This window comes from Mesorhizobium sp. L103C131B0 (genome assembly GCF_000502275.1).
GTDB lineage: Bacteria > Pseudomonadota > Alphaproteobacteria > Rhizobiales > Rhizobiaceae > Mesorhizobium.
Genome location: NZ_AYXC01000003.1, coordinates 521,012 through 533,904, shown reverse-complemented (window position 1 = coordinate 533,904; position 12,893 = coordinate 521,012). Strand labels below are relative to the sequence as shown.

The 12,893-nt window shown below is 63.6% G+C and carries 10 protein-coding genes and 1 pseudogene; 7 read left to right on the top strand and 4 right to left on the bottom strand.

The window, feature by feature from the left end:
* Nucleotides 1–96: 96 nt before the first annotated feature.
* The 4 genes from X730_RS155180 to X730_RS155195 form a co-directional block, all read right to left on the bottom strand.
* A complete protein-coding gene (locus X730_RS155180) occupies nucleotides 97–1,203 on the bottom strand; it encodes an ABC transporter substrate-binding protein (RefSeq protein ID WP_023668506.1) in 1,107 nt (368 codons plus the stop codon).
* A 25-nt stretch (nucleotides 1,204–1,228) separates the two neighbouring features.
* Nucleotides 1,229–2,065: an ABC transporter permease gene (locus tag X730_RS155185; protein ID WP_023826005.1), complete on the bottom strand. Its 837-nt coding sequence runs from the start codon at nucleotides 2,063–2,065 to the stop codon at nucleotides 1,229–1,231.
* On the bottom strand, nucleotides 2,062–2,943 hold the full coding sequence (locus X730_RS155190) for an ABC transporter permease (protein ID WP_023747934.1): 882 nt from the start codon (nucleotides 2,941–2,943) through the stop codon (nucleotides 2,062–2,064). Before X730_RS155190 ends, X730_RS155185 begins: the two co-directional genes overlap by 4 nt.
* A gap of 96 nt (nucleotides 2,944–3,039) precedes the next feature.
* Complete coding sequence (locus X730_RS155195; RefSeq protein ID WP_023826004.1) at nucleotides 3,040–4,317, bottom strand: FAD-binding oxidoreductase; 1,278 nt, start codon at nucleotides 4,315–4,317, stop codon at nucleotides 3,040–3,042.
* A 176-nt stretch (nucleotides 4,318–4,493) separates the two neighbouring features.
* Here X730_RS155195 and X730_RS155200 point away from each other — a divergent pair, with 176 nt between their 5' ends.
* The 7 genes and pseudogenes from X730_RS155200 to X730_RS155225 all read left to right on the top strand — a co-directional run bounded on the left by X730_RS155200 (nucleotide 4,494) and on the right by X730_RS155225 (nucleotide 12,640).
* A complete protein-coding gene (locus X730_RS155200) occupies nucleotides 4,494–5,651 on the top strand; it encodes a fumarylacetoacetate hydrolase family protein (protein WP_023747936.1) in 1,158 nt (385 codons plus the stop codon).
* A 137-nt stretch (nucleotides 5,652–5,788) separates the two neighbouring features.
* Complete coding sequence (locus tag X730_RS155205; RefSeq protein ID WP_050588082.1) at nucleotides 5,789–7,333, top strand: sugar ABC transporter ATP-binding protein; 1,545 nt, start codon at nucleotides 5,789–5,791, stop codon at nucleotides 7,331–7,333.
* A complete protein-coding gene (locus tag X730_RS155210) occupies nucleotides 7,330–8,358 on the top strand; it encodes an ABC transporter permease (protein ID WP_196814808.1) in 1,029 nt (342 codons plus the stop codon). Before X730_RS155205 ends, X730_RS155210 begins: the two co-directional genes overlap by 4 nt.
* Before the next feature lie 296 nt (nucleotides 8,359–8,654).
* Nucleotides 8,655–9,587 carry a substrate-binding domain-containing protein gene (locus tag X730_RS155215; RefSeq protein ID WP_023826001.1) on the top strand — a complete coding sequence of 311 codons (933 nt, stop codon included), beginning with the start codon at nucleotides 8,655–8,657 and terminating at the stop codon, nucleotides 9,585–9,587.
* A 109-nt stretch (nucleotides 9,588–9,696) separates the two neighbouring features.
* Entirely contained in the window at nucleotides 9,697–10,683 is a 987-nt protein-coding gene (locus X730_RS155220) for an ABC transporter permease (RefSeq protein WP_023668514.1), read from the top strand.
* Between the two features lie 4 nt (nucleotides 10,684–10,687).
* Nucleotides 10,688–11,481: pseudogene (locus X730_RS01000000164295) on the top strand (ATP-binding cassette domain-containing protein).
* 136 nt (nucleotides 11,482–11,617) lie between these two features.
* Nucleotides 11,618–12,640, top strand: coding sequence for a LacI family DNA-binding transcriptional regulator (locus tag X730_RS155225; RefSeq protein ID WP_023668516.1), 1,023 nt, complete (start codon nucleotides 11,618–11,620; stop codon nucleotides 12,638–12,640).
* The last annotated feature ends 253 nt before the right edge of the window (nucleotides 12,641–12,893 follow it).

The window sequence follows — 12,893 nt, the reverse complement described above, 5'->3', positions numbered from 1 at the left end:
AAATCGCTGGTGACAGCGCCCCTCTCCCCGTCACTATACGGGGAGAGGATGCCGGCAGGCAGGTGAGGGGCAGCGCAACCGTCGGCGATGGATCCCTCAGCCGCCCGCCTTCACTTTCTCGAACATCTTCGCCACATCGTCGTTCTGCTTCATCGGGCCGGTGAAGATGGTGGTCTTCAGCATCACCTCCGGGTCCGCCGGCAATTGCAGCTTGTCCAGTTCGTCCTTCGCCACGCCGGCGAAGGCGGTGCTCAGCGAGCTGCCATAGCCGTAGGCCTGGATCAGGTACTTACCCGAGTCGGCGTCGAGCCGGCTGTTGATGAAGTCATAGGCGAGGTCGACGTTTTTGGCGTCCTTGAGCATGACGAAGCCGCAGGCCCAGGTCAGCATGCCCTCCTTCGGCTTCATGAACTCGACCGGCACGCCCTGCTTCTTCAGCGAGGTTGCCGACGCGTTCCAGGTCATGGCGGCGACCAGCTGGCCGCTGGCCAGCGCCTGTTCGACCGAGGTCATGTCGGTGGTGTAGTTGGAGAGCAGCGGACGCTGCTCGCGCAATTTTTCCGCCACCTTGTCCATCTGCTCCGGCGTCATATCGAAGGGGTTTACGCCGGCCAGAAGTGCTGCAACGATCGGCGTGTCATGCACGGCATCGATGGTCGCCATGCGGCCGGCATATTGCTTGTCCCACAGAAGGTTCCAGCTCGCTTCCGGGTTCTTCACCAGATCGGTGCGGTAGAGGATCGAGGTGTTGCCCCAATCCCACGGCACCATCCAGACCTTGCCGTCGCCGGCCTGGATGTCGGGCAGGTTCTTGAACACCGGGAAGATCGAATCCCAGTTCTTGATGCGCTTGGTATCGATCGGCTGCAGCAGGCCTTCCTTGTTCCAGCGCGCCACCTTGTCGTAGCAGGGATGGGCGATATCGGGGCGGAAGCCGGCCTTGACCTTGGTGAAGGCATCGTCGTCGTCGCCGAAGATCGAGGCCTCGACGCCATCGGGATGGGCCGTCAGGAAGCTCTTGTTGAAGTCTGGCAGTTCATAGCCGGACCAGGTGAAATATTGCAGCTTGTCGGCGGCGAAGGCGACAGTCGACGACAGGACGATTGCAAGCGCGGCAAGCCCGGTGCGGGCTGTCTTTGCAGTGATCGATTTCGGGCCAGTGATCGATTTCAGCCCAGTAATTGATTTCGGGTCGAATGCCATTTCGGTTCTCCTCTTTTGTTATGGGTCAGGCTGGACTGGTGGGCGCCGTCCGACGGGCTGTNCGGGCTGTGCTCAGCCCGCGATGGCGCAGGATTTCGGCGATGCCGGCGATGATGACGGACACAGCAAGGATAGCTGTCCCCAGCGCCATCACGGTCGGCAGCGAGCGAGGAAAACGCAGTTGGCTCCAGATGTAGAGCGGCAGCGTCGGCTCGGTGCCGGCGAGGAAGAAGACGACGATGAACTCGTCGAAGGAAATCAGAAAGGCCAGCATGAAGGCCGAGACGATGGCCGGCAGCGAGAGCGGCAACATCACCCGCCGGAAGGTCGTCCAGTCGGAAGCGCCGAGATCGAGTGCGGCCTCGCGAATGGTTTTCGGAATTGCGGCAAACCGGCTGCGCATGATCACCACGGTGGTCGGCAGCGCCACCAGTATGTGGCCGAGAACGATGGCGATGCGCGACGGGCCGAGGCCGATGAGATTGACGAGGATCAGCAACGATATGCCGACGATGACGCCGGGGATCAGGATCGGCAGCCTGGAGATGGCGCTGATGGTGGCGGCGAGCGGCGAACGACCGTAGAGGTCCATATAGGAGACGGTGATGCCGCAGAGCGTGGCGCCGGCGGCGGCCACGACGCCAATGACGAGACTGTTCAAAAGCGCGCCGGACAGCGCCGGATTGCCATAGAGCGTGGCATACCATTCGAGCGTGAAGCCCTGCAGCGGAAACGCGGCCTGGATGGAGTTGTTGAAGGAAAACAGCGGGATCAACAGCACCGGCAGATAGAGGAAGACGAGATAGGCAAGCACATAGACGCCGAGCCAGCCGCGGCCATCATCTCTCCGCGCCGCGCTCATGTGCGGCTGCCGAATTTGCGGTCGGCGCCGCGTGCGACCAGCACCACGCAGAGGATGACCAGCATCACGCAGACTGAAAGTGCCGCCCCGAACGGCCAGTCATTGGCCTTGCCGAACTGCGACTGGATCAATGTGCCGATCATGGTGCTGGCGGGACCGCCGACCATGGCCGGGGTGACATAGTCGCCGACCGTCGGCACAAAGACGACGAGGGCGGCCGCCAGAACGCCCGGCATCGAATTGGGCAAGACGACGCGGCGAAACGCCGTGAACGGTCTGGCGCCGAGATCGGAGGCGGCTTCGAGCAGTGATTTCGGGATGGTGTCCAGCGCCACATAGATCGGCAGGATGGCGAAGGGCGCATAGGCATGCGCCAGCGTGACGACCACCGCCGCCGGCGTGTTGAGGAAGGCCAGCGTCGGCTCCGACCAGATGCCGCTTTCGATCAGCGCCGAGTTCAAGACGCCGTTGTAGGCGAGCACGATCTTCCAGGCGAAGACGCGCAGGAGATAGCTGGTCCAGAACGGCAGGGTCACCAGAAACAAAAGCAGGCTGCGGCGGCGGCCGGCATAGAAAGCGAGATAGTAGGCGACGGGATAGGCGGTGACGACGGTCGCCAGCGTCACCAGGCCGGCGATCACCAGCGAGCGCAGCGTCACCGTCCAGTAGAGCGGATCGGAGACCACGGTGATGAAGTTGCCTGCCGTGAAGCCGGCGCCGAGCAGCGAACCGTCATTGCCGCGAAGTGAGAGGAAGAGCACAAGGCCAAGGGCAAACAGGATCAGGAACAAGGTGACCAGCCCGCCCGGCAGCAACATGGCGAAGCGGAAGCCTCGGGACGACCCTGCCGGCGCTTCTGTTGCAACGATGCTCGACATCGGACTGCTCAACGGAAATATGAAATCGGCTTAGCTTTTTTCATATTTGTGAAACTGTCAAGCTGAATCCACGAGGCCTAGGCGACCGGCACCCAATCAGCGCTCGAAGGCGTCGAGCATCCGGTACCAGGCGATGGTCGCGGCGACGCCGACCTGGCGGAAGGCGTGGAACGGGATCGGCCGGACCGGCGACAGCGGGAACGGCAGTTGATTGACATCGCCGCCCGCGAGGTAGCCCGCCATGCGTTTTCCCAGCGCGGTCATCAGGCCGACGCCCCTGCCCTGGCAACCAACCACGGCGAGCAGGCCCTTTTCCGGCTCATGGATGTGCGGCAGGTGATCCGGTGTCATCGCCACGCGGCCGAACCAGCGCTTCTCGATCGAGATATGGGCCAAGGCCGGATAGAGCCGCACCAGCGCGCGCTGCAGATGCGCCCAGTCGGCCTCGCTCCTCGGCCGCGCCATGCGGCCGCGGCCGCCAAGCACCAGATGGCCGTCGGCTGTTTTGCGGTAGTAGACGAGAATGCGCCTGGAGTCGGACACCGCCTGCCCTTCCGGCAGGATCGTCGCCGCAAGGTTGGACGACAGCGGCGCGGTCGCGACCTGGAAGGAATGCAGCGGCACGATCGTTTCGGCGAGGCCCGGAAGCAGTCCATCGGTATAGGCGTTCGTCGCCAGGACAACCGCTTTCGCCCGCACCTCGGCGCCGTTTTCGGTTGAAACACGCCAAAGGCCGGCTTCCTTGCGGAGTTTCACCACCTTCTGCCGCTCGGCAATGCTGGCGCCGGCGGCGGCAGCGATGCGCGCCAGTTCCACTGTATAGGCGAGCGGATCGATGATGCCGGCGCGGCGGTCGAGCCAGCCGCCGAGATAGCCTTGCGCGCCGGTCATAGCGGCGATCTCGCTTTCATTCAGAAGCCGGACATCGGCGCCACGCGCCCGCCATTGACGATCCCTGTTCGCCGCCGCTTTCAATGCGGTTTCGGTATGCGCGGCCTGGATCCAGCCATTGCGCGTGAACGGCACCGCCAGCTTTTCGTCTTGGATGAGATCGAACACCGTATCCGCCGTCGAGGCGGCGAAATCGACCAGCGCTTGGCCACGCTCGGGGCCGAAATGCTCGAGCAGCCATTCGGGATCATATTTCAGGCCGGGAATGACCTGGCCGCCATTGAGGCCCGAGGCGCCCTGGCCGATCTCGCCAGCCTCCAGCACCTGTACACCGAGACCGAGCCGGGCTGCGTGCAAGGCGGTCGACAGGCCCATGAAGCCGCCGCCGACGATGGCAACGTCGACCGGCGCAGTGACGAACAACTGGAAGGCGGATGCGGTCTGCGGCTTCTGCCAGATCGGAACGGAAAACGGTGCGGGCAAGGCTTCACCTGGAGTATGCGGAAAATGAAAATTCTAGTGCCAGTTTCATTTTTTTGAAAGAGCGGGCCTCATGTCAGAACCGACAATTGCCTGCGCCACGGGATAGACCTTTGGCGTGAATCCGGTGAAAGTGCAGCGGCCCAGCTGCCATCTCGATCATCAAAGGACCGTAAGCCATGACGAACCCAACGCAGCTTCCCGCCGACGGGCTCTTCATCGGCCGAGCCAGGGCAAGCGATGCCTCGCATCCGCTGGTGGTCACCGTGCGCGACGGCATCGTTTTCGACGTCACCTCGACCACCGCACCCACAGTGCGCGACATCTGCGAGATGGCCGATCCGGCCGGACACGTGCGCTCTGCCAAGGGCGAACCGATCGGCTCGCTCGACGCGATCGCCGCCAACAGTTTTCAGGCCACCCGCGATCCGGCAAAACCCTATCTGCTCTCGCCTGTCGACCTGCAGGCGGTGAAGGCGTCGGGCGTGACCTTCGTGGTCAGCCTGCTCGAACGCGTCATCGAGGAGCAGGCGCGCGGCTCGGCGGAAAAGGCCGACGCCATCCGCGCCGACATTGCCGGGCTGATCGGCCACGATCTGTCGAAGCTGAAGCCCGGCTCGCCTGAGGCGATGGAGATCAAGGCCAAGCTCATCCAGCGCGGCGCCTGGTCGCAATATCTGGAAGTCGGCATCGGCCCCGACGCCGAGATCTTCACCAAATGCCAGCCGATGGCGTCCGTCGGCTTCGGCGCCGATGTCGGGCTGCATCCTGTCTCCACCTGGAACAACCCCGAGCCGGAGATCGCCATGATCGCCGCCAGCACCGGCAAGATCGTCGGCGCGACCATCGGCAACGACGTCAATCTGCGCGACGTCGAGGGACGCTCGGCGCTGCTGCTCGGCAAGGCCAAGGACAACAATGCCTCGGCCTCGCTTGGGCCCTTCATCCGGTTGTTCGACGCAAGCTTTTCCATCGACGATGTCAAGCGCGCCACGGTGGGGCTGAAGGTCGAGGGCGAGGACGGGTTTTCGCTGGAGGGCGCGAGCTCGATGGCCGAGATCAGCCGTTCGCCCGAAGAGCTGGTCGCGGCCGCCATGGGGCCGCACCACCAGTATCCCGACGGCTTGGCGCTTTATCTCGGCACCATGTTCGTGCCGTCGAAGGATCGCGGCGAGAAGGGCAAGGGATTCACCCACAAGATCGGCGACATCGTCACCATCTCGTCGGAGAAATTCGGCGCGCTGGTGAACCGCGTGCTTCTGTCGCCCGATTGCCCGCACTGGACCTACGGCGCCAGCCATCTCATGCGGGACCTCGCCAAGGCCGACCTGATCTGATTTCGGAGCAGCGGGACGAACGGATAGCCGATAAACGTTCGCATCCGGTCCCTGTAAGCCGTTTGTTAGCGGAATCCGGGTGACTGTATCGGAAATTCGCTCCAGGATCGGGGCGCGGTCTGTGGGGGCCGAATCGCATGCTCGGTTTGCCGATGATATCGGTGCGCAATCTCGCCAAGCGTTATGGCGGCGTTGTCGCGCTCAGGGATATGAACCTGTCTGTCGGACAGGGCACCATCCATGCTGTCGTCGGTGAAAGCGGCGCCGGAAAGTCGACGCTGGTGAAGGTGCTTGCCGGCGTGCTCCGGCCCAACAGCGGCACCATCCGCGTCGGCGACCAGATCGTCACCGTCGACAGCCCGATCGCTGCACGCAAGCACAGCTTCGGCGTCGTCCACCAGGGGCTCGGCCTGTTTGCCGACCGCTCGGTGCTGGCCAATCTGTTCGTCAATCGCGAGCCGTTGCGCAATGGCTTCGTCTCCAGGCGCGAAATGGAGGCACGCAGCCGCACCTTGCTTCGGCAACTCAAGCTCGACGTCGATGTCCACGCTCCTGTGGGACAACTCGGCATGGGCGAACGGCATTATGTCGAACTCGGCCGCGCAATTCTGGAAGGCCCGAGGCTGCTGATCCTCGATGAACCGAATTCTGCGCTCGACCGGCGCCAGACCGAGCACCTGTTCACCGTACTAAGTGACCTCAAGGCCAAGGGCACGAGCGTGCTCTATGTCTCGCACCGGCTGGAGGACGTGTTTGCGATCGCAGACCAGGTCACCGTGATGCGCAACGGCCGTGACGTGCTGACAAGTGAGCGCTCGGCGTTGAGCGAAGCCGATGTGATCGACGCCATGATCGGCCAGCAGCGCGGCAGCCTGTTCCCGCCTGCACTGCCGGCCAATGCCAGCACGATAAGGCCGCGGATCACGGTGGAGGGTCTGAGCGGCGGCCGGATTTCCGGCGTCAGCTTCACCGCCCGCTCCGGCGAGATCCTCGGCTTGGCCGGGCTTGAGGGGTCGGGCGTTGAAGACCTGTTCGAGATGCTGTTTGGCCTGCGCGAGGCGCAAAGCGGCAGGGTGCGGCTCCCCGACGGCTACGGCTTGCCTGGAAATCCGACCGAAGCGGCGCGGCGCGGCATCGGCCTGGTGCCGGCCAACCGCCTGTGCAACGGCCTGATGCCCGACCGGTCGCTGGCCTTCAACATAGGCAACATCGCTACAGGCGCCCGCAACTGGGGGTCTCGCCGCTACTCGCCCAAGGCCGCGATCGCCGCCGCCGCAAGGCAGATCGATGCGCTGCGCATCAAGGGCCTGCCGGACGCGCCGGTGAATTCGCTGCTGGCCGGCGATCAGCAGAAGATCGTAATCGCCAAATGGCTGGAGACGGCGCCGCAAGTGCTGCTCCTAGACAATCCGGCTGGCGGTATCGAGGCGGCTGCCAAGCGCAAGATCTATGCGCTGATCCGGCAGATGGCGGCCAATGGCTGTATCGTTTTGCTGCGTTCGGTCGAGCCGTCCGAACTGACCAACCTCAGCAACCGCGTCCTTGTCTTCCACCGCGGCCAGGTCGCCGGCGAGCTGTCCGGCGTCGAGATGAAGCGAAGGACAGTGCTGCAACTGACCACCACCGGCGAGATGCCGGAGGCGGAGCGGCCGAAAAAGAAACTCGTGGGAGCCATGGCATGACACGATTGGATCCCATGCTACAGCTTGCCGGTTCGGCTGCCCACCCGAAGCGCAGCCTTCGCCTGCCCCTCGAACTCAGGCCGCTCATCGGGCTCGTTGTCCTGGTGGCGATTACAGGCTTTGCCCGGCCGGATTTCCTCGATGAGGCCAATGTGCTGTCGTTGCTGGAAACCGCTGCGTATCCCGGCATGCTGGCGATCGGCATGGTGTTCGTGCTCGCACTCCGCGAGATCGACCTTTCCGTCGGCTGGATATTCCATCTCGCGGCCCTTCTCACCGCATTCCTTCTGGCCGCCGGCATCGACCCGTGGCTTGCCGCCCTTGCCGGCGTGCTGCTCGGCGCCGGGCTCGGCCTCGTCAACGGCCTGCTGGTGGTGGCGCTGCGACTGCCGGCCATCGTCGTTACGCTGGGCACCTTTGCAATGTTCCGGGGCGTGGCGGCGGTGGCCGTCAAGATGCAAGCGACAGCTCCGGCCAGCCCAGGCGGCGACTTCTTTGAGATCGTTCACGGCAAGCTGTTCGGCCTTGTGCCGACGGCTGTCTTTGTCTTCGTCGCAATGGCGGTGGTGATGCACCTCGTGCTTCACCGCAGCCGCTTCGGCTACCGGATCCAGGCCGTCGGCAGCAATCCGCAGGCGGCGCTCTATGCCGGCATCCCGACAGGTGCTGTGCGGCTGCAGACGCTGGTGCTGATGGGCGTCATCTCGGGGCTGGCGGGCGCGCTGTGGCTTGGCTCTCCCGTTACCGACGTCGACCAAGGCGGCGGTTTCGTGCTGATGGCGATTGCCGCGGCGATCATCGGCGGCACCTCGCTTTCCGGCGGGCGCGGCACCGTCTTCGGTGCGGTGATCGGCATGCTGATCGTCCAGGTCATCTTGAGCGGCGTGACCCTGTTCGGCATCGACGCCGCATGGAGCCCTTTCGTGATCGGCGCGGTGATGGTGCTGGCGCTCGCGCTCGACCGGCTGGCCAAGGTGCTGCGCAACCGCCAGGCCGAGCGCTTTCAGGAAAATCCGCGCGCCTGAGTTTAAGCCCCGCCTGCTTGCCGGGGAATATCTCTATCTCTTGGTTTGACGCAATTCCGGGCGGAAAACCGTTTCACACTTTTCCTGGAATTGCCCTCTAACTGATGCGATCTGATGGGATCGCTGATGGCGCGTTGCATCGCGCCACCATCCATTGGGCGGATAGAGGCTTGCCATCGGCCGCAAAAGAAGATGCTCTGCGCATCCGGGTCGGCGCTGGCAGGAGAGAGGATCAAGGGCATCGCCCGGATCATCGCCGGACGTGGAGGTCGTTTTTCAACATGGGAGGAAAGCAAATGCTGACGAGGCTACGATTACTCGTGCTTGGCTTGATTGTGGCGCTGGCCGTTCCGGCGGCGGCACAGGCCAAGACGTTCTACTGGATTTCGCATGGCGGCCCGGCCGACCCGGTCTGGACCTACTTCCTGGCCGGCGCCAAGCAATGGGCGAAGGACACCGGCAACACCGTCAACACCTCGTTCCACAATGGCGACGTTGCCTCGCAGCAGGAGGCCGTGCGCGCCGCGATCTCGGCAAAGGCCGACGGCATCGTCACCACCAGCCCCGATCCGGGCAGCCTGATCGAAATCGCCAAGGAAGCCAACACGGCCAAGATCCCGATCATCAACTTCAACACGCCCGATCCCAAGGCAAGTTTCGACGCCTATGTCGGCGGCGACAACGTCACCTTCGGCAAGCACTGGGCGCAATATCTGGTCGACAAGGGCCTGGTGAAGAAGGGCGACTTCGTCTGGATGCCGGTCGAAATCCCCGGCGCCACCTACGGCGTCCAGGAAGAGGAAGGCATCAAGAGCGTCTTCGAACCGCTGGGGATCACCTATGAGATCACCGAAGCGACCCTCGACCAGGCCGAAGCCATCAACCGCATGGTCGACTATCTCACCGCCAACAAGGCCAAGGTCAAGGCAATCATCGGCCTCGGCGATCTGGTCACCGGCTCGATCAAGCGGGTGTTCGACCAGGCCGGCATCACGCCGGGCGAAATCCCGGTCGTCGGCTGGGGCAACTCGCTCGACACCACCCAGGAAGTGCTGACCGGCTACGTCAATGCCGGCCAGTGGCAGGACCCGCAGGCGACCAGCTATGTCGCTCTGTCGCTGGCCAACATGGCGGCGTCAGGCATTCCCCCGGGCTTCAACGTCATCACCGGCGCGCTCTATGAAAAGGACACCGCGCAGGTCTACGACGACATCCTGTCCGGTAAATAACCCAGACCTTCAACAGTCGCGGCCGCAGCCGCGGTCGCGACTGTCTTTTCGCCGAGCCCTTCGCGTTGCGCGCTGGGCTCAGCCTTCCCCTTCCTGTCGCAGGTTATCAGTGGAAAACCGTTCGCTCATCCAACGCCTGATCGCGAGGCCGGAATTCGGGCCCTTCGTTCTGCTCATCGTCGAAATCGCGGTGTTCTGGAGCATCAACCACGATTTCCTGTCGCCGCAGAACATCTCCAACACGCTGGCCTTCACCGTCGAGCTCGGGCTGATCGCGCTGGCGATGACGCTGTTGATGACGTCGGGTGAATTCGATCTGTCGGTCGGCTCGCTGTTCGGCTTTTCGCCGGTGCTGATGTGGACGCTGTTCAACAGCGGCCTGACCTCGCTGGAGGTCGGCTTCCTCGCCGCGCTGCTGATCGCGGCCTTCATCGGCCTGGTCAATGGCTGGTTCGTCACGCAGCTGAAAATCCCATCCTTCCTGGTGACGCTCGGCATGCTGCTGGTGGTGCGCGGCACCGCGCTGTTCGTCACCGACGGCTTTCCGCAGCGGACGTGGAGCGCCGAGGGCAGCTGGCTGGCCGAAGCGCTGGTCGGTGATTTCTTCATCGGCCCGTTCCGCATCTACATGTCGCTCTTCTGGTTCATCGCGGCGGCCATCGCACTGGGCTACGTGCTGACGCAAAGCCGGACCGGCAACTGGATCCAGGCAGCCGGCGGCAATCCAGGCGCCGCAAGGGCGCGCGGCGTCAACGTCAGCGGCGTCAAGATCGGCCTGTTCGTGCTGTCGTCGGTGATGGCTTCGCTTGCCGGCGTCATCTCGTCGCTGCGCACGTCGGCCGCCAACCCCAACAGCGGCACCGGCTACGAGCTCGAAGTCATCGCCATGGTGGTGATCGGCGGCACGGCGCTGACCGGTGGGCGCGGCACCATCATCGGCACCGTGCTCGGCATCCTCATCCTGCGCGTCATGCGCAACGGCATCGTGCTGATCGGCGTGCCCGGGCTGGCCTACAACATCTTCATCGGCGCCATCATCCTCGGCATGATGGCGCTGCACTCATGGCTGGAACGCCGGCATCAGGCAGGGACCTAGAACCATGGCTGAACCGCTCATCCGCATGTCCAACATCAAAAAGTCCTACGGGCGCGTGCAGGCGCTCGAAGACGCCAATTTTCATGTCAACGAAAGGGAGATCGTCGGCCTGCTCGGCGACAATGGCGCCGGCAAATCGACGCTGATCAAGGTGTTGTCGGGGGCGGTGCCGCTGACCAGCGGCGACATTTTCATCCGCGGCAAGAAGGTCAATCTGCGCAGCACCAGCGACGCCATCGCGCACGGCATCGAGACGATCTACCAGATTCGGCACTGGTGACGCAGCTGTCGATCGCACGCAACCTGTTCCTCGGCCGCGAGCCGATCAAACCGCCGCGCTTTTTGAACCGCATGGACCAGGAGGCGATGAACAATGTCGCGCGCGACCTGCTGAAACAGGTCGGCATCTCTAAGAACATCCCGCCGACGACGCCGATCGGCTCCCTGTCCGGCGGCGAGCGGCAGGCCGTCGCCATCGCGCGCGCCATGCACTTCGACAGCGACCTGATCATCCTCGACGAGCCGACCAACAATCTCGGCGTCGCCGAGACGCAAGGCGTGCTGAGCTTCGTGCGCAACGCGCGCGATTCCGGGCATTCCTGCATCTTCATCGCCCACAACATCCACCATGTCTTCCAGGTGGTTGACCGCATCGTCGTCATGCGCCGGGGCAAGGTGGTGGCCGACGACATCGACCCGAAGAAGACCAGCGTGGCCGAGGTCGAACGCATCATCACCGGGATGTCGGACAAGGAGATCCGCGACGCCATCATCGAAGGCGGGCCATCGCACGGCTGAACCGTCTTCGCGCCGTCTGGCACGGAAACGCATCCGCTCTAACTCGTTGTAGAGCATGACCTTTTGACAAAACGGTTCCCGTTTGTCCGAGAAAACCGGTTCCCACTTTTCGGGATCATGCTCTATGACTACAGCCATGAAAGCCACCGTTGCCGACATAGCCAGGAGCTGCGGCCTGTCGACCGCGACCGTCGACCGGGTTCTGAACAACCGGGCCGGCGCGAGCGCCGCCAACCGCCAACGGGTGATGGAGGCGGCCAAGCAGCTCGGCTATTTGCCGGTGGTCGATCAGGTGACGCTGCCGTCGCGGCCGGCGCATCTTGAATTCTTCCTGCCGATCGGCGCCAACGGTTTCATGATCGACCTCGCCGGGCACATCGAGGACTATGCGGGGCGCCTGCCGCTGGTCGCCTCGTGCCGGATCCACAATCTCGGCGGCATCTCGCCGGCAGCGCTGCAGGCGGCGGTTGAAAATCTGTCGCTGAAGGCCAATGGCGTCGGCGTCATTGCCGTCGATCATCCGCGAACGCGCAACATATTGCGCGATGTGGTCGAGGCAGGCATCCGCCTTGTCACGCTGGTCTCCGACGTTCCAGCCGCCCCGCGTTCGGCCTATGTCGGCATCGACAACCGGGTTGCCGGACGCACGGCGGCGCTGTTGATGGGGCGCTTCCTCAATGGCCGCCAGGGTCATCTGGCGATGGTCGTCGGCTCGCGTTCCTATCGCGGGCACGAGGAGCGCGAGATGGGCTTTCGGTCGGTGCTGACAGAGGAATTCCCCAATCTCACGGTCTCGAGTGCGGTCGAGATCAATGACGAACCGGAGGGCAGCTACACCGCAACGATGCAGGCGCTGCACAACGAGCCGGAACTGCTCGGCATCTATTGCGTCGGCGCCGGGCGCTCAGGTGTGGCGAGAGCGCTGCTCGAGGCCAAGCCAAAGAAGAAGCCGGTCTTCATCTGCCACGACCTGACCAAGGAAACGCGCGGCTATCTCGTCGACGACCTCGCCGATGTCGTCATCGACCAGAATGCGCGGCTGATCGCGGAGCAATCTGTGATCCGCCTGCTTGGCTCGATCGCATCCGCCGCGCCATACCTGACGAAGAAGTTCATCGAGCCACGGCTGATCTTCAAGGAAAACGTGCCGGTGCAGTGAAGTCGCGCCGTGGCGGTTTGTCCGATTTGTACGACAAGTCGGGGTAGATGCCGCAAATCTGCACAGCAGCCATGCAACTTTCATTGTTGCCGAATCATTGGGCAACTCGTACTCATCTGGGTGTCGGCCATCTACTCCTCCCAGATGCGATGCCGACGCTGAGCGCGGTGCACCTCCTCCCGCATCTCGTTCGAAATCGGCCCGCTGCCACCTCCTCCCGGCAGCGGGCTTTTTTCATTCTCAAATGAATCTA

Coding starts and splice junctions, on each gene's coding strand:
- X730_RS155180 (WP_023668506.1), bottom strand. CDS start 1,203: ATGGCATTCGACCCGAAATCAATTACTGGGCTGAAATCGATCACTGGC.
- X730_RS155190 (WP_023747934.1), bottom strand. CDS start 2,943: ATGTCGAGCATCGTTGCAACAGAAGCGCCGGCAGGGTCGTCCCGAGGC.
- X730_RS155200 (WP_023747936.1), top strand. CDS start 4,494: ATGACGAACCCAACGCAGCTTCCCGCCGACGGGCTCTTCATCGGCCGA.
- X730_RS155215 (WP_023826001.1), top strand. CDS start 8,655: ATGCTGACGAGGCTACGATTACTCGTGCTTGGCTTGATTGTGGCGCTG.
- X730_RS155225 (WP_023668516.1), top strand. CDS start 11,618: ATGAAAGCCACCGTTGCCGACATAGCCAGGAGCTGCGGCCTGTCGACC.
- X730_RS155210 (WP_196814808.1), top strand. CDS start 7,330: ATGACACGATTGGATCCCATGCTACAGCTTGCCGGTTCGGCTGCCCAC.
- X730_RS155205 (WP_050588082.1), top strand. CDS start 5,789: ATGCTCGGTTTGCCGATGATATCGGTGCGCAATCTCGCCAAGCGTTAT.